Genomic DNA, 25,294 nt, shown 5'->3' on the forward strand with positions numbered 1-25,294 from the left:
AGTTAGTTGACGTACAAAGTGGTTTTTCAGGCCAGAACCGTGCTGCAAAGAAACAGTGCAGCCGCCGTTTTATGCTAAAAACCCGGCGTCCGAATTTACGGACGGGAACAAAACGGCCTTACTTCGTAACGCACAACACCCGGCAATTGTCACGAACGATCGCCAACTATTCAAACTTATCGGGCTCCATCGGCACTGGCCCAGCCAACGGCCAACTGCCCTACAGCCACCCCCGAGCGAGCCCCCGCATCAACATCGAACCGGTACTGAACGCCCCCGTAGAGTTGCGAGAGGGTAGCTTCGGCCGCCTGGGCTTTCAGCACCTCGGCTTCGTTCGGAAAAAGATACACCAGCACCGTAGTAGCCGCATTGGCCAGCAGGGCATGGGTAGACGGATAGCCCGGCATGTTCGGAATCCGTACGGCCGTTTTAATGGTTGGGTCAACCTGCGACGGGCGGGGTACAAAATAGGTGAAGCTGGTTCGCCAGCCTACGGTAGCGCCATCCTGCATGGCCCGGTTCATGAGCGCATACGTCCGCGCCGAGCGCAGTTCGTTCTGCCCATACTGCCGTACGAGGTCTTCGGCAATGCGGTTCCAGTGGCCGGGGGTGGTGTAGGTACCGCTGCCATCGGACCAGAACTCGGCTATTCGCCACTGGTCGCGGGTGCGGGTGTTGGCCAGGTCGCGCACGTCGGCCAGCGCCTGCTGAAAAGCGGGGGTCGTGGTGGCGGGAGGAGCAGCGGGCAGCGCCCGGACTATGGCCGTCGAGTCGAACCAGGTTCGGGTTGTACCGGCCAGCGGGAGCATGGGCGACCGGGCCGGTATGTCCAGACTTTTCCAGGTCAGGTCGTAAGGCGCGCGGCTCCGCAGGCTTTCCCAGGTATTGTTGGGGTCACGAGCCCGATCGAACCGGTCGGTGCGGGCGTAGGTGATGGCTTTGGCGGCTACCGCAGCGGCCAGTTCTTCACCGGCTTTAAGATCGCTCGGTACGCAGGCGCCCGCCCAGACCCGGCTCTGTTTGTGTTCTGCCGCTTTGGCTTTCAGCCAGGCCGTTTCGGCCGGAAAGAAATACGCCAGCACCTGACACGAGGCTTCGGCTACGGCCGCATCTTCTGACGGATACGACGGCACGTCGAGAATCGGCACCCGCGCCAGGATTCCCTGCCGCTCCAGCGACGGGCGGTTGTAGCGAAACTTGGCCCGCCACGATACGACCAGCGCATCGTACTGGGCTACGCTGAGCAGGGCATAGAGCCGGGCGGCATAAGGCGCACTGGCCACCGGTTTCGTGGCATCGTAGGGCGCATACTGGCCCGTAGTTTCGTCATAAGCCGCATCGACATTGTACTTGGAAACCAGCAGTCGGGCAATCTGATTCCAGCGCTGCACACTCCCGGCAGCCCAGTAGTTGACAGCCGTATTCTGCTCGGGTGTGGCGCTGAGCAGTCCATTCTTAACCGCCGTCAGCTCACTCTGGTAGGCGTCGGAAGTGATGGCGGCTGGTTGCGGGACGGCAATCTCAGCCGCTGACGTCAGGAGTACCGTTCGCCAGGTACCGCCCGTCGAGTCGGTCGAGGTGGGGGTTACGAATGGCAGAATACCCTCATCGATGGTTGGCTCCTTACAGGCCGACAGTCCCGTGAGCAGCGAGAGGGTAACGAATAGACAGGCGTATGTTTTCATCGGTCGCGTTCGCCCGGTGGGCCGGGTGAGGTTATAGAAAAGCCGAAAGGCCGATTGGTCTGGTTATAATCCGATAATAAAACCTCCGCTGAGTCGCGTCGATTTTCCGACGTTGCGGCCGTCGAGGGTGGTGCTGTAGGCGCCCGTCAGCCCAAACTTCCGAATCAGCGGCATGTAGAGGCTAGCCCCGGCCCGCGTAAACCCAACGGCGTTGGTTGGATAGGGAATACCGGGCGCAATGTCGGTTCCTTTGCTGTAGGGCGACTGCTGCTGCCACCACCCGTCAACGTAGAAATACTTCGTGGAGAAGCCCGACCGAACCACGATGTCTGTCACGTCGGGCACGTTGACTTTCGAACCGCTGTTGGGGTTGAGGTTGTCAGGCTGGTAGTAATTGGCCACCCGATCGAGGGAAACCGCTCCCCGCCGGATGTAGCCGTACTGGCCGGTCAGGAAGAACGCACCGGCTTTGAAATGCAGCATGGTGCGGCCGTCGAGGTTCCGGGACCCGTGGCCGATGGTGACGGGGGCGTCGATGACGTAGTTCTGCAAGGGAAGCGAATACCCCAGCGCGAAGAGCCACGACAGCCGGGTTTTTCCGAACTTATAATCGTAGGCTTCCCAGCGGAGCGCAGCCGTAAGATCCTGAAATCCCTCCTGTTTGGGCCAGTAGCCCGCGCTGGCTTCGGTGCGGACGTAGGGGGCATTGACGATCAGGTCGAGGTCATAGCCCAGCCCATAGGTGGCGTAGAGGTTCAGCGACTGGGTGCTGACGGTACCGAGGTTCGGATCGCGGATTTCGCGCGTGCCTACGTAATACCGATCGAAGGATTCCTGCGAATAAGTCAGGGCCAGACTGGCTTTGCGCTGCCCGCGCATGAACCCATCTACCAGCCCCTGGGCACGGACAAACGGATCGACAAAAAGAGTGAGCAGAAAAATTGCAATGGGTACGATTCGACGCATGGCTACGGTTTAGTATCGTAAAGATAAACGGCCAGTCCCCCCGCCCATTGTAAAAATCGATATTCCGCGTCAACGGCCAGCCCATTTTTCGACTATCCGGCCTACCGAATTAACGTTTTGCGCTTCCGGTTATCTGTAGAGACGCGACCGCCCGGCGACCCGGCCATCGCGTCTCCTGTGCGTCAGCAACAAACCATCCGAATAGGTGGTCCAACCCATCGCGTCTCCTGTGCGTCAGCAATAAACCGTCAGGATAGGTGATCCAACCCATCGCGTCTCATGTGCGTCAGCAGCGAACCGTCAGGTTGGGGAGCTATAACGGGCCAGCATCGCCACCAGCGATGCCTTCATCTCCTCGACCAGGCTGGCGGGTTGCAGTACGGTCAGGTGTTCGCCGTACGAGCGCAGGTGCATCAGCAGATCGCGGTTGGGGGCCAGCCGGAGCCGCACGACGCAGGCCTCGTCGGTATCGCTGATCACCTCCTGAGTCTGGTGGATAGGCTTGGCTTTTACGTACCGACCAAACAGCGGACTAAACGACAGCACGATATTCTCGACCGGGCCGTGACTGTCGGTGATGCCGTAGATGTGTTCGAACAGGTCGCTGACACTGGCCAGCACGGCGGGCGGCACATCGCAGGGATCGTCGAGAAGTTCGAGATCGCTCATGCGGTCGAGGGCAAACGTCCGCTCGCTGCCGCTGGCCGCGTCGTAGCCGATAACATACCAGCTGTCAGCCACTTCGCGTAGCAGAATAGGATGCAGAATACGAAGTTTGGGCCGCTCGGGTTCGGTCATACGCGCGCCCCGCCGTAGCCGCGCTGGAGTGCCGCGCTGGGCCGATACGGCCTCTTCGTGTTTGAGATACCGGAACGCCACCTGCCGGTTCTGGTTCACGGCCCGAATCAGCATGGGTACGTACTGGCGGTTGCCGCCAAGAATCTTTTCTTCGACGTATACGATCCGGCGCGACGGTGCCGGGGCACTGCCGTCGCTCTTCACCTCGCGGATAATATCCAGACTTTGCCGGACTTTCTGGAGGGCGTTGGTCAGTTCATCGGCCACGGTAGCGCCCTGGGTAGCGGCCAGCACCTCGCGGGCGTAGTCGAGCGCTTCCATATCGTCGGGGCTCAGCATCAGGTTCAGGAGCCGGAACTGCGGGTTGCTGTAGTAATAGCCGTTGGCCCGCTTGTCGTATTCGATGGGTGCGTCGTGGTCTTCGCGCATCCGTTGGATGTCTTTTTCCAGCGACGAGATGGACCGGATGCCGCACTTATCCTGACAGAGTTCGAAAAGTTGCTGTTTGGAATACCGGCGGGGGTACCGGCTGATTACCTCGTCGATGAGTCGGTAGCGTTGAAAGGCAGAACGGGTTATGGGCATGTCGAAGTCGTTGGCAGCAGATATTAAACGTAAAACGAAATGTAAAAAACGGATTAGGATTACGTTAGTATTGGCAGGTTGGCAGGAACCAGACGTAAAACTCGAAAAACGTTAAAAAAGCCTTACAGATCGAATCGTCTGTAAGGCTTTTCGTGCTTTGAATATCATTAGAGCTTGATTTTCAACCCATAACGTGTTTGGCTAAGACTTTTTGTAATTCGTAGATATTTACCGACTTGTTGAACTTCTTTTCTATACTGGGCTTCAGTTCACTGGATACCCAAATCTTAAGCTCAGCATCTAGATCAAAGTCGCCAGCCGTTTCAATGCTAAAACGTGAAATGCTCTTGTAGGCTACCGATAAATAGTCTGTCTTACGTCCCGTAAGGCCCTGCTTATCAACAAGGATAAGCCGCTTGTTTGTAAACATGAATACATCACGAAATAGCTTAAACCCGATTTCGATACTTTCCCCTTCGGCTAACAGGCGGTTGTAATCACGGTTCAGTTCTTCAGGGGAAACAGCTCCAGCGTTTCCCAATAGTGCGGAAAAAAGGCCCATTGGCTTTGATTGGATTAGTTGAGTGGCAATTTAATCAAAGCTATTTATATGTATACATGTAAATGCACACCTATTTTTCATGTTTAGGGTTCAATGTGAATCCCAGGTTGAAAAAATTTACATACAGCTGCCATTTACTTTACATGTTTAGAATTGGATGAATATTCAAGTAGATAGGGGCGCTGGTATGCCGACAAAGCAACCAAAACTTTTTTTCAGAAAAAACAGAGAACGTAAATAGTTTACGTTTACAGTACAGCAACTTTGAGTCGGACAATCACATACGACGATCATGAACCATACGCAACGTCCTCGCTCAAACGCCCCCGCTTACCACCGCCCGTCGCTCTCGACCCGGCAACTCGTTGACCTCGAACTAGGCCTCTACCTGCTCGGTCAGTTACGTCCGTCAGCCCCGCCAACGGCGCTCCCCGCCCTGCTCTCGGCCGACACCAGCACCCGCGCCAGCCTCACCCCGCAGCAGCATAAATACCTCAACCGGGCCCGGCTGCTACTGGCTCATTTTGCCAACCCCAGCCACTGGCAGGCCCTGCTCGACGCCTACGCGACCGCCCCCACCCACCGGCTCGCCTACGACATCAGCCGTGACCTGAGCCGCTTCACAGAAAAGACCGTTGGCTTCTCGCGCAACCGCATCGGCGTACTTCGGAAAATGCTGGCCTGACCCTGAGTCATCATTCATGACTCAACGGCTCCAGCAGGCGTGGGCCCGGTTCTATCCGGCCGTCATGCGCTGATCACTGCGCCCGTCGGCCCACCTGGCTCCGTACCGGAAACAGCACCAACCGTCTCGCCCAGATGCTGGTGAAACTCATTATGGTGACGGCCGTAACCAATCCTGCTGGCGACGAAATACGGAAGCAAACTGCCCCGCTATTGCCATGGGTTATATACAGAAGTACGAACACACAGTTTATCACCCGGCCCCGTGTACGATCCGGTACAGGGTCCGCATCCAAACCCACGCATGAACGCCACACTCCGGCAATTGACACCCGCGGCTGTACGGCTGGCCGCTACGACGCTCATTCTGGCCGAGGGCTATACGACGACCCTTTGCGTGAAGCAGTTTCTGCGCAACCGTGGGTACCGGGCCTATCAGGCTGAAGTTTCGCAGTGGCTGTTTGTGATAGCCGGCCAGCAGGGCTGGTCCGTTCACGACAATGGCCTGTTTCGGGTCTATTATTTTCCGAGGCTACCGCTGCTGCCGCAGTAGATCGACCGGCGCTCGCAGGCTTCCACCAGCTCGCTTACCCGCCCCCACAGCCGCTCCTGTCGACCCGTACGGAGCCGCTGTGGGGGCTTCGGTTGTGGCCCCTGTGCGCCCAGGCCGCATGGCAGGTGTGGCCGGGGCGGGTTCATCGAAAATAAATTTCACAAAAAATGTACAACGTAAAAAGATTACGTTCTTCTAGTGTGAAATTTGATATGAACAACGAACAACGATACTAATGAACGCTCTTTTGACCACCGCTCCTGTTGCCCGCCCGGTTCTGGCCAGTCAGCTTCGCTGGCAGGAGCCACTAGCCACCCGGCTTCGCTTCCGTCATGCCCTGCCGGGTATGGTTGCCAACCGGTTGCTGAACATCGAACTGGGCTTATTTCTGATGGCCGAGCTGCTGCCGCTGGCTCCGCCGGAGTCACTGCCCGACCTGCTGAACGGGCAGGGTGCTGCTTTCCGGCAGCGGCCCATCTGGTCGCCCCGCCAGCATCGGATGCTGAGCCAGGCCCGGATGCTGCTGGCTCCCTACCAGAACCGCAACGTCTGGTACAACGCCCTGATCAAATACGCCGGTCTGCGGTCCGACCTGCGCGCTTTCACGCTCAAAGGAAACCTCAACGCTCAGGTCGGCAGCACGATCCTGCGTGAGCGCGTCACCCTGTTTCGGCAGGCGCTGGGCTAGGCCAACTGCCCATTACATCGGGTACTTACGATGTACCACATAACCAAACAACCTGACTAATGAACGTAACGCATCGAAAACTAGACCAGCAGGCCGTACGGATGGCCGCCACCACGCTGATCCTGGCCGAAGGCTGCACAACCACCCTGATGGTACAGCAGTTTCTGCGTAACCAGGGCTACAGCACCTATCAGGCCGACATTTCGGACTGGCTGAACGAGGTAGCGCAGCAGGAAAACTGGAACGTCGATCAGAACCCACTCTTCCGGGTCTACCATTTCCCGACGTTCAGCGCCTTGCCACAGTAAGCGCCCATACATCAGTAAACACAGCGGAGCCGCTGACCCATCTCCGGGTTAGCGGCTCCGTCGTATATAGGCTGTTTCAGCGAATAGGCTGCAACCAGAAGCGTCGAGCCAGCCGATTCGCCCCGCGCTTCTCACTGCCCTACAAACACCAGCGTTTTGCCCCGAGGGTCTATGGCCAGACGGGTGATCTGGGTGATGCCGGCCGCGCTGAAGTCGGCCAGTTTTGTCCAGCCGGTGCCGTTGCCCGGCCGGCACTGATACAGCGCGGCTCCCTGACCCATCAGCAGGGTACCGTCGGGTGTCCAGACAAAGTCTTCGCTACCCGGCAGAGTCGGCGTAATGGGGCTGATCTGACGGGTTTGCCGATCGAGCTGGCTGATGGTCCAGTCGGTGGAGGTTCGCTTGTGTATGAAGCTGACCGCTTTTTTACCGGGCACGTTGTGCAGAGACCGGCCGATGTTACCTGCCAGCCGGGCCGTATCGCCGGTGCTGACGCGGGCCAGTTGCAGCGAATTGGGTTTGCCCAGGATGAACAGCGCCAGCGAATCGGGTGTGAGCCAGCAGTGATAGCCGACGGGTTTTACGTTCTCGAGTACCAGCACCGGGTTGCCCGCGCCCGAGATCGGGAATTTCCACAGCCGCTGCGTCTGGTCTTTCTCGACCCGAATAACGGAAAAATAGCCCCGATCGGGGGTAACGGTAGGCGAGTATTCGCTTTCGGACGTCCGGGTGAGCGGGGTGTTTGTTTGCTGCCGGAGATCGTAGCGATAGATGTCGGTCTGCCCATCCTCGCGAGCCGATGTATACAGCACCGCCCGACCATCGGGTGTGAACGAGGGCTGATTGTCGTAGCCCTTCCGCTGGGTAATGTTGCGGGGAGTACCGACCTGAAGCGCCTGCCCGTTCCGGGTCAGATCGACCAGAAACAGTTCCGTATCGGGCGGGGCCTGCCCCCAGGCCACCAGATGGCCGGATAGCGTAAGCACAGCCAGCCAGGCTGCGAAAAACAGAGGACGAAAAGCAGCGCGATAGAGCCGTGGCATACAGGGTGGGATAGTCCGGGAGTAACAGACCTCACGCAAAATAATACAATATGCCCACACTACCGGCGGTCAAGGCGCCCGCCCAGCGCAGATCCCCCCTGAGCGATAACGACGGCTTTGTACCGGTCTCGTCGGGGCCAGCCGCTGCCGGTTCATTTACGGCCTGATTGGGCAGCAGGAACAGCCCCAGCGTAACCAGAGCCGCCCAGGGCGCCAGGCTTTTCGGCGCGAAACCGCCCCAGAAAACCAACCCGACAAACACCGCCTGCACGACCAGGAACAACCCGACTGCCCGCGCCAGTTGTCCGGCGTTCAGGCTCACGCGCAGTCGCTCGAAACCCGCCAGATTCTGGTTGGGAAACAGCGTCCGGCTGAGTGCAACGAGCGTAGTCAGACTCAGTACGAAGGTCAGAAAGACCCGATGCATGAAGTTGAGTTTCTGGCCAAATACCGCTGCCACGGCCGGGCTGGTACCGAGAAAGTTGTCGTAGATGAACTCGGCCAGCAGGCCGTAAAAGGGAGCCATCGCCATAGCGGTTACAGCCGCCCGCGCGGAAGCACCCCGCCACAACACCCCGACAAAAAACGCAACCATAATGCCCGGTGTGAAGTACGACAGCTGCGCCGATACCTTCAGCATGAAGTTATTCGTTCGATCGGGGGTGTAGGTATACAGCGCCAGCGCGATGCTGGCCACGACCATCACCACGATCATCAGCCGGCCGAACCGCACAATCTGTCTGTCGCTGGCCCCGGGGTTCACGTATTTCTGGTACACATCGACCGTCAGCAGGGTCGTAGCGGCATTCATCATCGAGTCGACGGACGAAAACGTGGCGGCCGTCAGCCCGGCCAGAATCATGCCAACCAGACCGGTACCGGGCGGGATAACGGTTTCGACCAGTTTCAGAAACGCATTGTCTGAGTTGAAGTCGATCGTACCGAAGCGGGCCCGAAACAGGTAAAAGGCCGCCACGCCCGCCGAAATGCTGAAGAACGGAATGGTCAGTTTCAGAAAGCCGCTGGCAATAACTCCCCGCCGGGCGTCGTGGTCGGAGTTAGCCGCCAGGACGCGCTGCACCAGAAACTGGTTGGTGCTGAAGTTGAAACAGTGCTGCAGCAGCAGGCCCGTAAAAATACCCGTCCAGGGCAGGTTAGGGTGATTACTGGGCAGGTAGAGATGCATTTTCTGGACCTCGCGGGGCTGGGCCGCATCCAGGTCGAGCAAACCCATGAACCCGCCAATTTCGGGCTGGCTCAGGGTGAAATAAGCCACCGCAGTGCCGGCCGCGAGCATCATAACGGTCTGGATGGTGTCGGTCACGACGATACTTTCCATACCGCCCCAGATGGTATAGGAGCAGGTAATGAGGCCGATCAGGAGGAGGCCCGCCGGGTACGACATGGCAAAACTGGTGCCGCCGAAGAGCCATTGCAGGGTAATACTTCCGACATAGAACGAGCCGACCAGCTGGACCAGAATGATCAGGATCAGCAGGATGGTGTACAGCAGTCGCGCTTTGTCGTTGTAGCGTACTTCGAGATACTGCGAGAGGGTAAAGACATCCAGTCGCCGGTACGAACTCAGGAATACGAAACACAGCAGCAGTATGGCCGGAAATACAATCTCGTAATGGGCCTGTACGAACCCGATGGAGTAGCCGATACCCAGCATGCCGATCAGGTGAAACGACGAGATATTGGTACCAAATACCGACCCCGCCACCGCCCACCAGCGAATGGACCGCCCGGCCAGGAAATAATCTTCAGCCGTTTTTTTACGCAGGGCAATGATGATACCGGCGGTGGGCATGATGGCCAGCATCAGCACCAGCACAACGACGTCGATGGTTTCGAGTTGACTTAACAAGCTTTATAATGATGAATGATGAACGATAAATGAAGAATGTATTATCGGTTAGCTTTTGCAGTTATGATAATACTACGAATCAGCTTAAGCAGTTCATCTGCATCAGCATGCATGCTGGTAAACTCTTTTTCAGCCAGGTAACCCGTTTCTTTCATTAACTCAAGCCAGTAGAGCGTTTCGTCAGTTTCTTTCTGCGCTACACCCATTTTGTGTATAAAGTCGGCCTTGCTCTCGGCATTATCTGCCTCGCGAACATTAGCTCCTACTGATGTACCTGATCGAAGCATCTGTTTACTCAATACGTATTCCTTCTGCCCATCACATATGTATTGGTAAAGGCGGATAGCACGAACCGCAAATCGGAAGCTTTTCTCCCGAACAACATTTTCCTTTTTCATCGTACAAGTCGGTTTAGGTTTTTACAAATCATTCATCATTCATCATTCATCATTCATCATTCAATAAGCTAACGTTCCAAAAGTTAACGGCGTTTCGGGGGTTGTGGCGGGGCGACGGCCCTGTACGTCGGCCAGGCGAACGTTGGGGAGGTGCGGCAGTACGAGTCGGCCGAACAGTTCGCACTCGTCGAGCAGCGGGTAGCCGGAAAACACAAACGACCGGATGCCCATGTCCATGTAGCGATTGAGTTGCCGGATGATTTGATCGGGTGTGCCGACCAGCGCCCCACCGGCTCCCGAGCGGGCCCGGCCGATGCCGGTCCAGAGAATCGGCTCGACAAAGCCTTCGTCGTCGGCTTCCTGACGCATGGCGTCCTGCCGCAATACCCCCAGCGACTTTCCATCCTGGGTGCGCTGCTTGAGCGCTTCGGCCTGATCGGCATCGAACCGGCTCATCAGATGGCGGGTCCAGGCGCGGGCTTCCGCTTCGGTTTCGCGCACCACGACGTGGATACGCAGGCCGAAATCGATGGTACGTCCGTGGCGGGCCGCCCGGGCCGATACGTCCTGCATGGTCGCGTAGAGGCTTTCTTCTTTCTCGGGCCACATCAGAAACACGTCGCACTGCCGGGCACATACCTCGCGCGCGCCATCGGCAATACCCCCAAAATACAGCAGCGGACCGCCGTTTTGCTGGTAGGGTTTGACGGGTTGGCTAGACAGGTTAAGCGGCCCGTAAACGGGGCCATCGTGCACAACGCGGTCCTGGGTCCAGCCCTGCCGCAGTATCTCGATCGTCTCGCTGCACCGCTGGTAGCGCAGGGGCCCCTCTTCCTGGTAGCCGGGCAGGTCGGAGTTGATGATGTTGATCGTCAGACGCCCCTCCAGCAGATGATCGAGCGTGCTGATGATCCGGGCCAGCATTGGCGGATGGTATTCGCCGGTTCGAATCGCTACCAGCAGGCTGATGTCGGTCGTTAGCTGCGAGAGGGCCGACGCGAAGGACAGCGGGTCCTGCCCCACTACGTAAGACGTGGGCAACAGTATGTTTTTGAACCCCTGCCGCTCGGCCATGAGCAGGATGTCGCGGCAATGGGCAAAGCTGCTGCGCCGGGTTGGGTCGAGCTGACCCAAGAATTCGGTATCGCCCCCGCAGAGGTCACAGAACCAGGCAATTTCGGCTACCCGGTCGGTTGTTCGGACGGGCACAGCCGTTATGGAATCAAGCATGGTATAATCGGGCTTCAAAGGGCCGCAATACATCGGCCGTATCTGGATAATTTGATAAGATAACCGGTCCGGGCGACGGCCGATCAATGGCGACGGGTTGATCCGAAAAATTGGCCCATACGACTCTGACCTCGTCGCCCAGCCGGCGTTCGTATACCCACACCGTCGGGTGCTCGGGCAGCCAGTCCTGGTACGAACCCGTGTGCAGAGCGGGGGTTTGCTTCCGCAGCCGAAGCAGTTGCCGGTAATAAGTCAATACCGACCGGTCCTGCCGGGCCTGGTTGGCCACGTTGATGGTTTTGTAATTGGGGTTCACCTTCAGCCAGGTTTGCTCCCCCTCGGTAAAGCCCGCGTTGGCCGCGCCTGACCACTGCATTGGCGTCCGGGCATGGTCGCGGGCAATGCGGTTAGCCGTAGCCAGGAATCGCCCTGCTCTTGATGCCTGATCGGAATGTTGCCCCGGCATGAATGCCGGAGCTACGCATGGATCGTATGAGGAGGATGCATCCGGTTTTTCTACCAGGTCAGCAGACGTCCCACTACCTCCGGCCAAATCCTGATCTGGTCGATCCATGACTCGCGTCGGCATTGATGCCGACGAATCCTGCCCTGGCATGAATGCCGGTTCTACGCATGAATCGTATGAGGAGGATTCATCCGGTTTTTCTACCAGGTCAGCAGACGTCCCACCACCTCCGGCCAAATCCGGACTTGGTCGATCCATGACTCGCGTCGGCATTGATGCCGACGAATCCTGACCCGGCATCAATGCCGGAGCTACGCATGGATCGTATGAGGAGGATGCATCCGATTTTTCGACCAACTCCTCCGATGCCGCACTACCGGCCAGATCCTGATCTGGTCGATCCATGACTCGCGTCGGCATTGATGCCGACGAATCCTGCCCCGGCATGAATGCTGGTTCTACGCATGGCTCGTACGGGGTAGGTTCACCCGATTTTTCGGCCAACTTCGCAGATGTCCCACCACCTCCGGCCAAATCCTGATCTGGTCGATCTATGACTCGCGTCGGCATTGATGCCGACGACTTCAATTCATCCGAATCCGGGCCACCCGCAACCAATCCGCCCTTCCCCGGTTCGACCAGCGCCTGCCAGGCATTTTTCACCTGGATATCGTCATACTCATCGATGGAGTCGAACGGGCAGTTTGTCATGCCGATCTCATCGCCCTGGTAGATACTGGGCGTGCCGCGCTGGGTCAGCAGGACGGTTGCCAGCATCGTGGCCGACTCGTAATGATAGCGGTCGACGTTGCCGAAACGGGACAGACAGCGGGGGTTGTCGTGGTTGCCGAAATAAATATTCTGCCAGCCGGGGGCGTCGGGTCCGCTCGCCAGCGCTACATTCCATTTGGCGAAAACGGCTTTCAGCTGCGGCAGGGTAAACTCGGGTGCGGGGTCGAGAAACCGGTATTCCTCGCGGGGTACGGCATGATCGAAGTGGTAGATCATGTTCAGCTCCTGCCGGGCTTCGCCTACGTAGAGGTTGGCCTGTTCGGCCGATACACCGAAGCCCTCACCGATGGTAATGACGTCAGGATAGTGAGCCAGCACTTCCCGGTGCATTTCCTGCAAAAACTCATGGATACGAGGCCCGTTGGCATGAATGGTCAGGTCCCCGAAGCGCCCCGCCGGATAGTCGGGAAACAGCGGGTCTTTTGACAGAAACGGGATCACATCCATCCTGAACCCGTCTACGCCCTTGTCGAGCCAGAAGCGCATCATCCGGTAAATTGCCTGTCGCAAGGCCGGGTTTTCCCAGTTCAGGTCGGGTTGTTTTTCCGCGAACAGGTGAAGGTAGTACTCGTCGGTAGCAGCATCGTAGGTCCATACCGATCCCGAGAAGAACGACTGCCAGTTGTTGATCATACCAGCAGGCCGCCAGATGTAATAATCGCGGTAGGGGTTGTCTTTGCTTTTCCGGCTTTCCTGAAACCAGCGATGCTCGTCGGAGCTGTGGTTAACGACCAGATCGAGCACGATTTTCAGACCGCGATTATGCGCCTGGGCCAGCAGCTCGTCAAAGTCGGCCATCGTTCCGAATTCGGGCATGATGGCTTCGTAGTCGGAGATGTCGTACCCATTATCGGCGTTGGGCGACTGGAAAACCGGACTGATCCAGAGAATATCGACGCCCAGATCGACCAGGTAATCGAGTTTGCGCGTGATACCCCGCAGATCCCCAATGCCGTCGCCGTTGGCATCAGCAAACGAGCGCGGGTAGATCTGATAAATAACCTTGTCTTTATAACCCATAGTTTCCATAAAACACAAAGGCACAGAGCGCACAGAGTTAGTAAATTTCTGCTGTGTCTCCGTGCCCCCATGCTAAAAAAACCAGTTACCGCATCAACTCATCGAAGGTGATACTGAGGTAGTATAACCCACCGATCCGGGCCAGACCGTAGCCCTGCGCGTAATACTGGTTGAAGATATTGGTACCGCCCAGCTTTACGACCGACTTAAACGCAGGCACCCGGTAGCTGACCTGCGCATCGACGCTGCTCCACGAAGGCAGCCAGACATCGCCCGCTGTAGTCCCCTGCTCCACCCACGTCCGGTCGGTCCAGCGGTAGGTAAGCGTAGCCCCCAGCCGATCGGTCAGGCGGGGGTTGGCCAGGCTGATGTTATACCGGTTCTCGGGCGAGATAAAGAAGTTACGCCCCAGCTGCGACACTTCCGGGTTACTCATCTTCCGCTTTACGACCGGCACCCCTGCCCGGTCGTTGCGGATAGCACCGCGGGCGTCGCGTAGCGTAATCAGCCCGGTCTGGTAAGCGTAGTTGCCGCTGAGGGTATAGCCCCGGCCAAGCCCGTATTCGAGACCAATACCGGCCCCGCGCACAAAAATTTCGTTCCTGTTGTTGAAGTTGACCTGCAGCGTCCGGTAATTGGTCGGCGTCAGTAAGGCGCTGACATCGGCACCCGGCGTCAGAAGCTGGAATACGTTCTGGGCGGCAATGAAGTCAGAGTAGCGGCTCGAAAAGTAGAAAGCATCGACATAGAACCGATTGCTGATCAGGGTTTTGTAACCAACCTCCCAGGTCTTGATTTTTTCGGTCGTGAACTGCGTCGGATCGATGATGAACGGCTGCGGCACGGCGGCTCCCGTAGTGCTCTGATAGGGCGTTACTTCAACCTGCAGATAGCCGGGGTTGGTGTTCAGTCCGGCTCCGTTATAGGCCTGGGGTAATCCGCCAACCTCACCCGCCTGTCCCGTTGGCGAAATGGCGAACAGCTGCCCCGGGGCGGGGTTCCGGAACGCCGACTGCCACGACGCCCGTACGTTATGTACGCCAGCACTCACCACCGCCGACGCTCTGGGCGTAAAACCACCCTGCAGGTACTGGTTCTTATCATAGCGCACCGCCACCGTAGGCTTTATCGTCAGCCGGTCGGGGCCTGTTCCAAAGCCCACCTCCTTCGACGCCTGCACGTAGGCACCGAATTCGTTGATGGTATATTCTGATCCGTCGGGCCGGCGCGGGAAAGCCGTTCCGCCCGATTCGAGCAGGAACCGGCGCAAACTCGACCCGGCAATCACGTCAACGACGCCGTTTAGCAGTTGGGAGAAGTTGTACATGCCTTCGTAGTGGAACAGCTGCGAGTTGTCCCGGAAGCGGGTTCCGGTCGTGTTCAGCAAGGCGATACGCTCGTTATTGTAGACGCTGGTAATGCCGTCGCGCACAAACCGAAAGTCCGACGAACCCGGCAGATACCGGCCCCGATCAGCCACCGCCCGCGCTTCCTGGATGCTTACTTTGTTCTCGACGTAAGCCTGTCCAAACTCGTCGGCCCACTGGCTGATCGGTTTCCAGATAGTATTGATGATCCGGGCCGTTTGACCAATGTTCCAGCCTTCGGCGCGCTGCTGGGTGGTATAGGCCCGCAGAAAGAAGTTGTCGCCCCGCAGTTCGGCCTTGAACTGGTGCCGCCGGTAATCCGGGAAGTATTCGCGGAAACCAGCCGTCCGGATAAAGTTGCCGTTGCCGTAGTACCAACCCACCGACGCTTCCATATTCCGGCCTACTTTGTAATGCAGCGATATGTTGGCCCGGTTGTTATAAACGCGACCGTAGTTACCCAGCAGATCCAGCTCGGTATAGCCCGTTCGGGTAACCAGTTTACCCTGCAGGGCCGCATTCCCGTAGTTGGCCGGAAACCGGAAGGCGCCCGCGTTGTTGATGTCGTCGCCGTATATATTGACTCCGTCGTATTCGAAGTTTGTGTTAGGGTTATTGTTGGGCACGTAGGCAATCCCCGTGGCAACGCCCCCCTGTCCGGCATCGGTGCTGAAGAAGCCGGTTCGGGCGCTGGTTGATCGGTCGTCGTAATCGTCGGCAATGAAATCGGTGCCGCTCACCCGCTGAAAATTCACCTTGTAGGCAAACCGCGTTCCGACCTGTTTCGCGTAGCGGACGGCCATGTCGATGTAGCCTTTGGGGCCGAAATTGGATTTGCCTACGTTATTGAGGCCTACTTTCATCTGTGCACTCAGTCCCTGGTAGGTAAACGGGTTCTTGCTGGAGGTCAGCATCAGCCCCTGGAGCGCATCCGGCCCGTACAGGGCCGACGAGGCCCCCGGAATCAGCTCAATGCTTTCGATATCGAGGTCAGAAATGCCGGCTACACTGCCAAAGCCAAACCCCAGCCCCGGCGATCGGTTGTCCATCCCATCGGTGAGCTGCACGAACCGGTTGTTATTGTTAGCCCCAAACCCGCGCACGTTGACCGACTTGAACGTCAGACTTTGGGTAAGCAGGTCCACGCCTTTTACGTTCTGGAGCGCATCGAAGGGGTTGGCAGCGGGCGAGTTGGCAAACTGCCGCGCCCCCAGCTTCTCGACCGTTACGGGCGCTTTGCGGATGTCTTCAGGCACCCGACTGGCCGATACCACTACTTCATCGGCCGTGATGGCTTCCTCAGCCAGTTTTACGTCGATAGCTCTGAAGTTATTTCCACGAACAACAACCTCTTCGCGCCGGTAGCCAATGAACGAGACACTCAGGGTAAAGGGAAGCTCCTTATCCGTCGAAAGCGAAAACCGACCGTCGGCCTGGGTTACGGTTCCGGTGGTGGTACCCCGAATCAGCACAGTCACCCCAGCCAGGGGCTGGTCGTTGGCATCGGTAACCTGCCCCGACAAAATCGTTTGTGCCCAGCTAGTTACCGACAAAGCCAGTATAAGTATAAAAGAAAAAGAAATGTGTTTCATATAGATGCGTTGGTAAAGCTTTACTTCCGTTTGACAGAAGCAAAGTTAACTAGTTAGACGCTGTTTAAGCTAACGGAGCTACGAAGCCGCATTTTTTTGAACCCGATCAGGGGACAAAACCGGGTCCTGTAACCGGATTAAGTACCTCACCCGGCAGCACGAAAACAAAAAAGCCCCGGATGTCTGTTCTCAACAGACAAACACCCGGAGCCCCTCTGGCAATCAGTCAGCTAGAAACGTGTTACGTCGTAGGTAATAGCCAGATAATAGAGTCCGCCAATAGTTGGTCCGGCCGCGTACTGAATATACCGGTTGTTAAACAGATTCGATGCGCCCAGCTTGAACGACAAAGCGGGTTGAGGCACTTTATAGGTCATCTGCGCATCAACCGTATGGTAGGCCGGTATGGTACCGTTGGCCAGCGGACTTTGCCACAGGAAACTATCCTGCCAGCGCCATACCACGTTGAAGCCTAGGTTCTTAGCCACTTCCCGGTTTCCGATACTGACGTTGGCAACGTACCTGGGCGTGTTAAAGCCCGTCACGAAAATATCGGGGTTGTCGTTGCCAGCAATATTGTTGTAGTTCACATTACCCGACGACGTGAATTTACGGTAGAAGTTGTAGGTAATGCCCAGCGCTGCGCCGTAGCTGCGGTAGGTGTTCTTGGCATTCGTATACACGCGGTACCGGACCTGGTTGGCGCGAGTCAGCATATCGAGCACCGATGCATCGGTACCAACCCGGCCGGTAGTCGGTACCGCCACCTCAACCTGTCCCAGAAAATCCTGGTACGAGTTGTAGTAAGCCTCCCCATCAATGGCCAGCCGGTTGTTGAGCAGTACGCTCTTGTACCCTACTTCTAACGAGTTGATATGTTCAGGCTGCGACGGCGACAGGTTGGCCACCTGAAGCAATCCCCGATTTCTCAGCGCTGCGGCATTTCGCGTTGAGCCGGCAGCCACATCGGTATTTACGGCTGCATTGAAGTTGTTCAGCGATGCCAGTGTATACGAGTTTTCCAGGAAGCCCAGTCCTTCGTTAACCCGGGCCAACCCGCCCACGCGCCGAACGTTGCTGTTGTTTACGTAAGACAGTGCTTCGAATAACGACGGAAAGCGGAACCCATTCTGGTACGTAAACCGGAAATTATGCCGCTCGGCAGCCGTATAAACAAGGGCCAGCCGTGGATTCACCTTTGGCGAAAATTCCGGATTGTTATCGACCCGCAGGGAAGCGGCTACTTTCAGCCGGTCGGCCAGCAGCAGTTTGGTGGCCGATACGAACGCGCCGTATTTCGTATAAATCTGGTTCGCTCCGCCGGGTGTTGTCCGCTGCTCGATCGGCTTCGAGAAATCGACAAAGTTGTTACCGTCCGGAATGACTTCATAACGCCGGTAATCGGCTCCAACCAGTACCTCCGCAAATTTGATGCGCTGGCTTAGGTTGTACTGAATATCGCTATGGTAGGTGCGGCTTTGCTGCCAGAGTGCGGCCCCACCCGTTGCCGGCGCTCCCGGAATGATAGAGCCTATATCCCAGTTGTTGGTATTGACAATGGTTTGCTTCAGCGACTCGAAGGCGGCTGTTCCGGGTTCTACGCGGCCCCGGTCGGCGGCTACGCGGGCCAGTTGCATAGCCGTTGCCAGGTTGGTACCGCTGTTGACCTGTGCCAGCAACTCCGTTCGGAATTTGGCACCCCAGACGGCGTTGGTGCCGTTGTTCAGGTCCAGGTTGTAGGCCAGCGGGTTCAGGTTATACGACTGTCCCGTGTTTTCAGACAGCACATACGCCCGAACCACCAGATCGGTACTGCGTAGCTCGAGCTTGTGGTTTTGTACCGTTACGCCCGTCAGCTGAATACGGTTGCCCCGCTGAAAAATCCCATCCATCAGCCCGTACCGATAGCCGTACTGAACCTCTACCCGGTCGTTGAGCCGGTAATGCAGACTCCCGTCAAATTTCAGGTTACGCACCCGGGGGTTCACCAGGTCCCGCTCCAGATAACCAGTCCGGCTCACGTTGAAGGTTTCGTTCCGACCGTTATAGGGAATCGTAATGGCTACCCGGGCTTGTCCGTCGTCTCCATACTGATTCCACAAGTCGCGGGCGGGGTTGCTGGCTCCCGATAGCTCCGGGAAACGGGGATTTGCCGTATTGAGCGGTTGAGGATTCTGGTCGGTCTGGTTATTAGCCAGCCAGTCGGTTCCCTGCAAATAGCTGAAGTTCAGCTTAAAGGCGAAGCGATTATTAAATGCTTTGGCGATCCGCACGGCCGATTCGGTCAGGATCGAGGGGTCCCGATCGATTCCGTCGATATGGTTGACCCCTGTTTTTTGATACAAACTCACGCCCTGGTACTGAAAAGGGCTTTTGGTCAACAGGTTGGCTAGCCCGTTAATGGCGTTCATGCCGTACAGAGCCGAAGCCGCACCGGGTGTGATCTCAACACTTTCGATATCCAGCTCCGTTGGCCCGATGGCGTTACCGAGCGGCACCCCCAGCGTGGCGGCCTGCATGTCGACGCCATCGACGAGCTGCATGAACCGGAAATTGTTCGGAATATTGAAGCCGCGGGTGTTCGGCACTTTGAACGTCAGACTGGAGGTAGTCATCTGTACGCCTTTTACGTTTTCGAGCGCATCGTAAAAGCTCGGAGCAGGGCTTTCTTTCAAAACCCGCAGATTGAGCTTCTCAACCGCCACGGGCGACTTCAGTATGCTTTCTTCGATCCGGGAGGCCGTTACGACCACCTCGTTCCCCAGTATCGCCTGCGTATTGAGGGATACGCTGATCTTATCCGTGGGCCGTTCAACAACAATTTCTTTGGGGGCATAGCCAATCACCTGGAATACCAGCGTAAACGGAAACTTTACTCTTGTTTTGAGCGTAAACTCACCCTGATCGTTGGTAATAGTACCAGCAACGGTGTTCTTGATCAGTACGCCAGCACCCGGTATAGGCTGCCGGGTGTCGCTGTCATCGACCCGCCCCGACAGCAGAATAAGATCGTCCTGAGCAACAGCCCGGAACGATGCCAGCACGACCAATATGATAAGGTGCGCAGCTAATAAACGATTCTTCATGCTTGATACTATGTGTCTTGCTGTATTCTCCTACTACTCCCGGTTGTAGATAGACTATTAGTGCTTATAATCTATTGGATTAGTGGATTTATACAAATAAACTAGTAACTTACCCACCCTTCCAAATGGGGGCCTTTAAATCTTTATTAAAGGATAGATTGAAACGGAATCAGTCAATTCTATTCATTGCCTGTTTTTTTATGAAGAAATCAGTACTACTTGTATCACTCTTCTTTTTGTACACCATTGCTACCGGTCAGTCAGTTAAGATCGTCAACCCGCAGCAGGGCACCTGGCTCGGCTACTTCAACCAGACCCGCTTCAGCACCCATTGGGGACTTTGGGTCGATCTTCATCATCGCCGTACCGATTTTGCGGATCGTGCGAACCAGAATCTGGTGCGGGCTGGTGCGACATACTTCCTCGCTGACAACCTGCGGCTGACGGCTGGCTACGCCTATGTGGGGTCTTATCTGTCGCCCAGCGGTATTATCCGCCCCGAACATCGGCCCTGGCAGCAAATCTGGTGGACGGGCCGTTCGGGCCGGCTAAATCTACTGCAATGGATACGGGCCGAGCAACGGTACAATCACCGCATCAACGGCGATCAGCTAGGCGACGGATACGGTTTCAACTGGCGCCTGCGGTATAACCTCATGCTACAGATTCCGCTTAAAGGCGAAACCATCCAGCCACACGTACCTAACTTCGTTGTTCAAAACGAAGCGTTTCTCAATTTCGGCAAGCAGATTGTAGCGAACACCTTCGATCAGAATCGGTTCTTTGTGGGCATGTCGTACCCGTTTAGCAAGCATCTGCTGGGTCAGTTGGGCTATATGAACCAGTTCATTCAGCAACCCTCGGGTAATACGTACGTAAACAACCACACGCTACGGCTATTTGTCTTCCATACATTGGATGTACGCAGGCAGCCGTAGGGCCGTTCGAGGAGTGAACTACTGGAAATAGCCGGTCAATTCGCCATAGGCCAGCACATGCCCCTTCATCGCGTTCAGCACCGCCTGTTTGTCAGGAGTCTCCTCGAACGTCAGGGCCTGATCGAGGGCGTATACCCGGAAAATGTAGGCATGGCGGCCCACTGGCGGACAGGGACCAATGTAGGCGAGGGCACCTGCGCCGTTTTTCCCGGTTTTTCCGCCCAGCATACGCATCTGCTCGGCGCTAACCCCCTCGGGCAGGCTATGCACCACGTCTGGCAAATTATACACTACCCAGTGCGATAGGTTGAATAACGGAAAAGCCGGGGTCGGCACGTCGTAGTCGGTGGTAAGAATAACGTAGGATTCTATGCCGGGGATATCACTGTCCCAGTTTAGTGCTGGCGATACTTCCTGTCCTTTACAGGTGCAGTTAACGGGCATATCGCCCCCGGGCGGAAATGAACTACTGGTTACGGTCAGCGTCTTCTTGAGAGTCAGATGATAGTCCGTTTCCTGAGTCCGCTTACTTCTGGCATAAAAATGGAGACCAATAGCCAGGAGCCCTGACACAACAACGACTCCCAATAAGATCCGTAACAGAAGGCGCATAAAAATGCCGGTTAAGTACGTTCACGTATCTAACCGGCTAAATAAAGTAAAGTTTGTTAATTTTTCGGTCTGACCACCACGAATACAGGCATTTATCCAGCGTACCTAACCGCCGTTTTTCGGTCTGAACAAGGACTGTACCTATGCAGCCCGGCTGCTCTGCGGCCGACGCAGGGGCCCGGACCGAACCGACTGCGTATTGCTTCGGGTCTCTTCCATGACCTGCTCCGATACCAGATCCAGGTGATTGGCCCGTTTCAGTACGTAATCAAAAGGCAGGTTGAAGTAATTCGACACCTCGCTGCGGAACGAGTCCGGAAATTTGGAAAGCCGAAGTCCGAAAAATTTGCGTACTTCTTCTTCCGGCAGCAGGGCCGCCAGCGCCACACGCTCGGCTTCTGCCAGCAGGGCCGTACGCGACGGGAACAGGTGCTCCAGCCCGATAGAGGCAGTAAGGATATTCAGAAACAGATTTTTGTACATGGCCGACAGCTCGGCGGGCAGAATGACCCAGCCCTGATCACGAAACTTGGCAGAAAAGCCCGTTAGCCCCTGCTCACCCCGAATCTCGCCGGCAATCAACTCATCCGGAAAACGGAGCCTGTTCGTTCCGTTGTCACGATCCAGCTTTTGTAAACGAAAGACAACGGCTTCGACCGGGCTCTTCCGGAACAAAAGATCGGCGGGTATTACCCGGGTACTTTCCCATTGATCAGTCATCCGCATGAACAAACTCTCGTTCACGGGCAGGTTATCGACACTCCCGAGACTAATCAGCGTCTGCCGGTAGGCCGCCAGAAAATCAATCTGAAGTTGGTTTGGATTTAAACGTCCTCGCTTCATGCGGTTGAGAAGCCGTTTCCCTGACGCTGAGTCAGTTAACGACATTCATTAGTAAGGTTGTTGATTGAAATAAGGAAGGTAAATATACAGACTAAGCCGCTGAAAACAAAGCTGGTAGACGAATAAATTCACTCATCCGACAGCCTTGTTTTCAACGGCTCAATACTGGGGGTACTCCTCCTTTTCCGGGATCAGGAAAGCCCTTTCAGTGCTTCTTCCTCTACGAATGGCTGATTACGGAGTCGCTTGCCTGTAGCCTTGAATATAGCATTGGCCACCGCTGCCCCGGCCGGGGGCAGCGAAGGCTCTCCCAGGCCCGTCGGCTCGATGGTATTATTGACAAAATGGACTTCTACTTCCGGAATTTCGTTCAGCCGAATGATCCGGTATTCATTGAAGTTCTTCTGCTCCGGAACGCCCTCCTTAAAGGTCAGGTTGCCATACATGGCATGGCCTATACCATCAACGATACAGCCGGTCACCTGCTGCCGGGCTCCGCTCTGGTTCACGACAATACCGCAGTCGGCGGCTGAATAGATCTTCTGTAGCACCGGGCGGCCTTTCTGCATGACTACTTCGCCCACCTGGGCTACGTAGGACCGGTGCGAAAAATACACGCTGAAACCCTGGGCGACGGGTTTACCATCGGCGCCCTTCTTCTTGCCCCAGCCGGATTTCTCGGCGGCCAGTTCAATAACCCCCTTCATGCGGTCGATGTCGTACTTAATGGCACCAGCCGGTTTTTGCTTTGCCTTCTCCAGCAACGCCAGCCGGAACGCTACCGGATCTTTTCCGGCAGCCTGGGCCACCTCATCCAGAAACGATTGCTCTGCAAAGGCCAGGAAGTTGGTAATGGGCGCCCGCCACGGGCCTGTCGTTATCGGCGACTTTACATAATCGACACTATCGATCAGCAGATTGTCGACCGCCCCCGCCGGGAAGTTATCCTCACGGGTAGGATTACCGGCTTTGATACTAACGCCCCGCAGTTTATAACCGATCATAGTACCCTGGGCGTCCAGAGCCGCTTCAAAACGATACCGAACAGCCGGGCGGTAGCTGCCGCCCGTCATATCGTCTTCACGCGTCCAGATCAGCTTGACAGGGGCTTTGACCTGCTGGGAAACCTGTACGGCTTCGAGCACGTAATCGGCTTTCAGCCGACGCCCAAAGCCGCCCCCCATCCGGGTAAGCTGAACACTGACGGCGTCGGGAGAAATACCCAAGAGCTTGGCGGTTTCATTACGAGCCAGTTCCGGCGTTTGCGTAGGTCCTACCAGCTCAGCCCCATCCGGGCGCACATGCGCGAAAAAATTCATCGGCTCCAGGGGGCTGTGCGGCAGAAACGGGCACTGGTACTCGGCCTTCACCACTTTGGCGGCTGAAGCAAAGGCGGCATCCACATCGCCGTCCTTCCGCCGAACGGTTGCCTCCTTGCTATCCAGCAATTCCCTGAACAACCGGTTATGATCGGCTGTGCTTTCCACACTATCGGTCTTTTCCCAGTCGATCTGCAGAGCGTCTTTCGCCTTGCGAACCTGCCAGGTTGATTTCCCAACAATAGCCACCGTATCGCCAATGGTTAGGACATCGGTAATGCCGGGCATGGCCTTGATGGTGGTAGTGTTACGTATCGACTTCAGCTTGTGGCCGAAACCGGGCCGCTGCATCATAGCGAACAGCATACCCTCCCGGTAGAAATCCATACCGAACAAGGGTTTTCCCGTTATGATACCCGGATTATCGACGTTTTTGACCGTGCTTCCAATAAGTTTGAAATCGGCCGGGTCTTTGAGCTTCACTTCGGCAGGTACAGGGAGCTGTGCGGCTTCATTGGCCAGCTCACCGTAGCTTAGCTTCCGTTTCGTGGCCGCGTGCAGAACAAACCCTTTTTCGGTCGTGCATTCGGCAGCAGGCACATTCCAGCGTTTGGCGCCAGCCTCGAGCAGCATCTGGCGGGCCGTAGCGCCGGCCGTACGCAGTCGTTTCCACGAATGCGGAATAGACCCGCTTCCGCCGGCCACCTGCCGTTCAAACTTTTTCGTATCCAGGGGCGCCTGCTCTACAACAACTTTTGTCCAGTCTGCGTCCAGCTCTTCGGCAACGATGATCGGAAACGCGGTTTTTATGCCCTGCCCAACCTCGGGGTTTGGCGATAAAATGGTAATGGTACCCTGCGGGTTTATGGACAGGTAGCTGTTGAAGGTATTTCCAGCCAGCCCGCTTCCGGTAGCCGTCTCTACAGCAACAGCCGCTCCTTCTGACTCGAACCAGTTGAAACCAACCAGCAAACCCCCCCCGGCGGCTGCGGCTATCTTCAGGAAATTTCGTCTGCTTTTATTGGTTGATGCGGTCATAACTATTTCTTGGTTTTAACCGTGGGGGTCATTCGGGCAGCCACGCTGACAGCCTCCCGAATCCGATGGTACGTGCCACACCGGCAGATGTTTCCAGACATCGTAGCATCGATGTCGGCCTGAGAAGGGGTAGGGTTACGCTTCAGCAACGCAGCCGCGGTCATGATCTGCCCTGCCTGGCAGTAGCCGCATTGGGGCACGTCAATCTCGTTCCAGGCTCGTTGCACCGGATGGTCGCCCGTGGGCGACAAGCCTTCAATCGTTGTTATTTTAGCCGTAGCTACTGCCGAAACGGGCAGCACACAGGAACGCGTTGCTTCACCATCAACATGAACGGTACAGGCTCCGCATTGAGCAATGCCACAACCGTACTTAGTACCGACCAATCCGAAAGAATCGCGCAATACCCATAGTAATGGAGTATCGGGATCAACGTCAGCGCGATAGGCGCGACCATTGATTTTAAGGTTGAAGACAGCCATTGATTGAGATAACTTAGATGAGTGCTCCAAGTTACAAAATGTAGGCCGTATAAACATGCAAAAAGCCGTCACCCGGATCGGGTAACGGCTTTCGCGTTTAATAACAGCAGGTGGCACCTTCCTACTCTCCCACTTGTGACAGCAGTACCATCGGCAGTACGGGGCTTAACGGCTCTGTTCGGAATGGAAGAGGTGTTCACCCGCCTTACCAGCACCAACCTGCTTGTTGTTCGTCGATCGACACCATCCCCTCACGGGACCGGCTCGATCAGATAGCTCAAGTCTTTTTCCCCACAGGAAAACCAGAAAACAATAGCCACTATAGTACCAGACAAAGCGAAGCACACGCGTCCGGGGCCATTAGTACGG

General features: G+C 56.4%; 20 protein-coding genes and 1 rRNA gene. 5 read left to right on the plus strand and 16 right to left on the minus strand.

Features of this window, described 5'->3' with window-relative positions; translation table 11 throughout:
• Positions 1-176 precede the first annotated feature (176 nt).
• From EQG79_RS30440 to EQG79_RS30455, 4 genes are all read right to left on the minus strand, one after another.
• Positions 177-1,685 (minus strand): phosphatase PAP2 family protein, encoded by a 1,509-nt coding sequence (locus EQG79_RS30440; protein WP_077921577.1) that lies wholly within the window; start codon positions 1,683-1,685, stop codon positions 177-179.
• Between the two features lie 63 nt (positions 1,686-1,748).
• The gene (locus tag EQG79_RS30445; protein WP_077921579.1) at positions 1,749-2,651 is read right to left on the minus strand and encodes a hypothetical protein; all 903 of its coding nucleotides are present in this window, start codon (positions 2,649-2,651) and stop codon (positions 1,749-1,751) included.
• A 300-nt stretch (positions 2,652-2,951) separates the two neighbouring features.
• Positions 2,952-4,034 (minus strand): helix-turn-helix transcriptional regulator, encoded by a 1,083-nt coding sequence (locus EQG79_RS30450; RefSeq protein WP_077921581.1) that lies wholly within the window; start codon positions 4,032-4,034, stop codon positions 2,952-2,954.
• Positions 4,035-4,215: 181 nt separating this feature from the next.
• Positions 4,216-4,596, minus strand: a complete 381-nt coding sequence (locus tag EQG79_RS30455; protein WP_129606980.1) for a PH domain-containing protein — start codon at positions 4,594-4,596, stop codon at positions 4,216-4,218.
• Positions 4,597-4,888: 292 nt separating this feature from the next.
• On the opposite strand from EQG79_RS30455, the gene EQG79_RS30460 reads away from it, so the two are divergent.
• From EQG79_RS30460 to EQG79_RS30480, 4 genes are all read left to right on the plus strand, one after another.
• The gene (locus EQG79_RS30460; RefSeq protein WP_129606982.1) at positions 4,889-5,281 is read left to right on the plus strand and encodes a pPIWI_RE_Z domain-containing protein; all 393 of its coding nucleotides are present in this window, start codon (positions 4,889-4,891) and stop codon (positions 5,279-5,281) included.
• Between the two features lie 303 nt (positions 5,282-5,584).
• Positions 5,585-5,833, plus strand: a complete 249-nt coding sequence (locus tag EQG79_RS30465; RefSeq protein WP_077921585.1) for a hypothetical protein — start codon at positions 5,585-5,587, stop codon at positions 5,831-5,833.
• A 235-nt stretch (positions 5,834-6,068) separates the two neighbouring features.
• Positions 6,069-6,521, plus strand: coding sequence for a pPIWI_RE_Z domain-containing protein (locus tag EQG79_RS30475; protein ID WP_077921586.1), 453 nt, complete (start codon positions 6,069-6,071; stop codon positions 6,519-6,521).
• 59 nt (positions 6,522-6,580) lie between these two features.
• Entirely contained in the window at positions 6,581-6,829 is a 249-nt protein-coding gene (locus tag EQG79_RS30480) for a hypothetical protein (RefSeq protein WP_129606986.1), read from the plus strand.
• 131 nt (positions 6,830-6,960) lie between these two features.
• Here EQG79_RS30480 and EQG79_RS30485 read toward each other — a convergent pair whose 3' ends face one another.
• The 7 genes from EQG79_RS30485 to EQG79_RS30515 form a co-directional block, all read right to left on the minus strand.
• On the minus strand, positions 6,961-7,872 hold the full coding sequence (locus tag EQG79_RS30485; RefSeq protein WP_129606988.1) for a TolB family protein: 912 nt from the start codon (positions 7,870-7,872) through the stop codon (positions 6,961-6,963).
• A 31-nt stretch (positions 7,873-7,903) separates the two neighbouring features.
• Positions 7,904-9,742, minus strand: coding sequence for an SLC5 family protein (locus EQG79_RS30490; RefSeq protein ID WP_129606990.1), 1,839 nt, complete (start codon positions 9,740-9,742; stop codon positions 7,904-7,906).
• A gap of 41 nt (positions 9,743-9,783) precedes the next feature.
• Positions 9,784-10,140: a four helix bundle protein gene (locus EQG79_RS30495; RefSeq protein ID WP_129606992.1), complete on the minus strand. Its 357-nt coding sequence runs from the start codon at positions 10,138-10,140 to the stop codon at positions 9,784-9,786.
• Between the two features lie 60 nt (positions 10,141-10,200).
• Positions 10,201-11,370, minus strand: a complete 1,170-nt coding sequence (locus EQG79_RS30500; protein WP_077921746.1) for an LLM class flavin-dependent oxidoreductase — start codon at positions 11,368-11,370, stop codon at positions 10,201-10,203.
• Positions 11,363-13,657 carry an alpha-amylase family glycosyl hydrolase gene (locus tag EQG79_RS31430; protein ID WP_240699523.1) on the minus strand — a complete coding sequence of 765 codons (2,295 nt, stop codon included), beginning with the start codon at positions 13,655-13,657 and terminating at the stop codon, positions 11,363-11,365. Before EQG79_RS31430 ends, EQG79_RS30500 begins: the two co-directional genes overlap by 8 nt.
• Before the next feature lie 76 nt (positions 13,658-13,733).
• The gene (locus EQG79_RS30510) at positions 13,734-16,607 is read right to left on the minus strand and encodes a TonB-dependent receptor domain-containing protein (RefSeq protein ID WP_129606994.1); all 2,874 of its coding nucleotides are present in this window, start codon (positions 16,605-16,607) and stop codon (positions 13,734-13,736) included.
• Positions 16,608-16,837: 230 nt separating this feature from the next.
• On the minus strand, positions 16,838-19,693 hold the full coding sequence (locus EQG79_RS30515; RefSeq protein ID WP_077921596.1) for a TonB-dependent receptor: 2,856 nt from the start codon (positions 19,691-19,693) through the stop codon (positions 16,838-16,840).
• 200 nt (positions 19,694-19,893) lie between these two features.
• Here EQG79_RS30515 and EQG79_RS30520 point away from each other — a divergent pair, with 200 nt between their 5' ends.
• Positions 19,894-20,631 carry a DUF2490 domain-containing protein gene (locus EQG79_RS30520; protein ID WP_077921597.1) on the plus strand — a complete coding sequence of 246 codons (738 nt, stop codon included), beginning with the start codon at positions 19,894-19,896 and terminating at the stop codon, positions 20,629-20,631.
• An 18-nt stretch (positions 20,632-20,649) separates the two neighbouring features.
• On the opposite strand, the gene EQG79_RS30525 is transcribed toward EQG79_RS30520, so the two are convergent.
• The 5 genes from EQG79_RS30525 to rrf all read right to left on the minus strand — a co-directional run bounded on the left by EQG79_RS30525 (position 20,650) and on the right by rrf (position 25,144).
• Entirely contained in the window at positions 20,650-21,243 is a 594-nt protein-coding gene (locus EQG79_RS30525) for a YbhB/YbcL family Raf kinase inhibitor-like protein (protein ID WP_077921599.1), read from the minus strand.
• Positions 21,244-21,384: 141 nt separating this feature from the next.
• Complete coding sequence (locus EQG79_RS30530; RefSeq protein ID WP_129606996.1) at positions 21,385-22,086, minus strand: hypothetical protein; 702 nt, start codon at positions 22,084-22,086, stop codon at positions 21,385-21,387.
• Between the two features lie 191 nt (positions 22,087-22,277).
• On the minus strand, positions 22,278-24,443 hold the full coding sequence (locus tag EQG79_RS30535; RefSeq protein ID WP_129606998.1) for a xanthine dehydrogenase family protein molybdopterin-binding subunit: 2,166 nt from the start codon (positions 24,441-24,443) through the stop codon (positions 22,278-22,280).
• A 2-nt stretch (positions 24,444-24,445) separates the two neighbouring features.
• Positions 24,446-24,925 carry a (2Fe-2S)-binding protein gene (locus tag EQG79_RS30540; RefSeq protein ID WP_077921604.1) on the minus strand — a complete coding sequence of 160 codons (480 nt, stop codon included), beginning with the start codon at positions 24,923-24,925 and terminating at the stop codon, positions 24,446-24,448.
• A 108-nt stretch (positions 24,926-25,033) separates the two neighbouring features.
• Positions 25,034-25,144: ribosomal RNA gene (gene rrf, locus EQG79_RS30545) — 5S ribosomal RNA — on the minus strand.
• Positions 25,145-25,294 lie beyond the last annotated feature (150 nt).

It is taken from the genome of Spirosoma sordidisoli (genome assembly GCF_004138325.1).
GTDB lineage: Bacteria > Bacteroidota > Bacteroidia > Cytophagales > Spirosomataceae > Spirosoma > Spirosoma sordidisoli.

What these genes read in the sequence shown, in the direction of transcription:
- EQG79_RS30520 (WP_077921597.1), top strand. Translation starts at nt 19,894, where the DNA reads ATGAAGAAATCAGTACTACTTGTATCACTCTTCTTTTTGTACACCATT.
- EQG79_RS30515 (WP_077921596.1), bottom strand. Translation starts at nt 19,693, where the DNA reads ATGAAGAATCGTTTATTAGCTGCGCACCTTATCATATTGGTCGTGCTG.
- EQG79_RS30535 (WP_129606998.1), bottom strand. Translation starts at nt 24,443, where the DNA reads ATGACCGCATCAACCAATAAAAGCAGACGAAATTTCCTGAAGATAGCC.
- EQG79_RS30450 (WP_077921581.1), bottom strand. Translation starts at nt 4,034, where the DNA reads ATGCCCATAACCCGTTCTGCCTTTCAACGCTACCGACTCATCGACGAG.
- EQG79_RS30440 (WP_077921577.1), bottom strand. Translation starts at nt 1,685, where the DNA reads ATGAAAACATACGCCTGTCTATTCGTTACCCTCTCGCTGCTCACGGGA.
- EQG79_RS30460 (WP_129606982.1), top strand. Translation starts at nt 4,889, where the DNA reads ATGAACCATACGCAACGTCCTCGCTCAAACGCCCCCGCTTACCACCGC.
- EQG79_RS30495 (WP_129606992.1), bottom strand. Translation starts at nt 10,140, where the DNA reads ATGAAAAAGGAAAATGTTGTTCGGGAGAAAAGCTTCCGATTTGCGGTT.
- EQG79_RS30485 (WP_129606988.1), bottom strand. Translation starts at nt 7,872, where the DNA reads ATGCCACGGCTCTATCGCGCTGCTTTTCGTCCTCTGTTTTTCGCAGCC.
- EQG79_RS30540 (WP_077921604.1), bottom strand. Translation starts at nt 24,925, where the DNA reads ATGGCTGTCTTCAACCTTAAAATCAATGGTCGCGCCTATCGCGCTGAC.
- EQG79_RS30455 (WP_129606980.1), bottom strand. Translation starts at nt 4,596, where the DNA reads ATGGGCCTTTTTTCCGCACTATTGGGAAACGCTGGAGCTGTTTCCCCT.
- EQG79_RS30525 (WP_077921599.1), bottom strand. Translation starts at nt 21,243, where the DNA reads ATGCGCCTTCTGTTACGGATCTTATTGGGAGTCGTTGTTGTGTCAGGG.
- EQG79_RS30465 (WP_077921585.1), top strand. Translation starts at nt 5,585, where the DNA reads ATGAACGCCACACTCCGGCAATTGACACCCGCGGCTGTACGGCTGGCC.
- EQG79_RS30475 (WP_077921586.1), top strand. Translation starts at nt 6,069, where the DNA reads ATGAACGCTCTTTTGACCACCGCTCCTGTTGCCCGCCCGGTTCTGGCC.
- EQG79_RS31430 (WP_240699523.1), bottom strand. Translation starts at nt 13,657, where the DNA reads ATGGAAACTATGGGTTATAAAGACAAGGTTATTTATCAGATCTACCCG.
- EQG79_RS30530 (WP_129606996.1), bottom strand. Translation starts at nt 22,086, where the DNA reads ATGAAGCGAGGACGTTTAAATCCAAACCAACTTCAGATTGATTTTCTG.
- EQG79_RS30480 (WP_129606986.1), top strand. Translation starts at nt 6,581, where the DNA reads ATGAACGTAACGCATCGAAAACTAGACCAGCAGGCCGTACGGATGGCC.
- EQG79_RS30445 (WP_077921579.1), bottom strand. Translation starts at nt 2,651, where the DNA reads ATGCGTCGAATCGTACCCATTGCAATTTTTCTGCTCACTCTTTTTGTC.
- EQG79_RS30510 (WP_129606994.1), bottom strand. Translation starts at nt 16,607, where the DNA reads ATGAAACACATTTCTTTTTCTTTTATACTTATACTGGCTTTGTCGGTA.
- EQG79_RS30500 (WP_077921746.1), bottom strand. Translation starts at nt 11,370, where the DNA reads ATGCTTGATTCCATAACGGCTGTGCCCGTCCGAACAACCGACCGGGTA.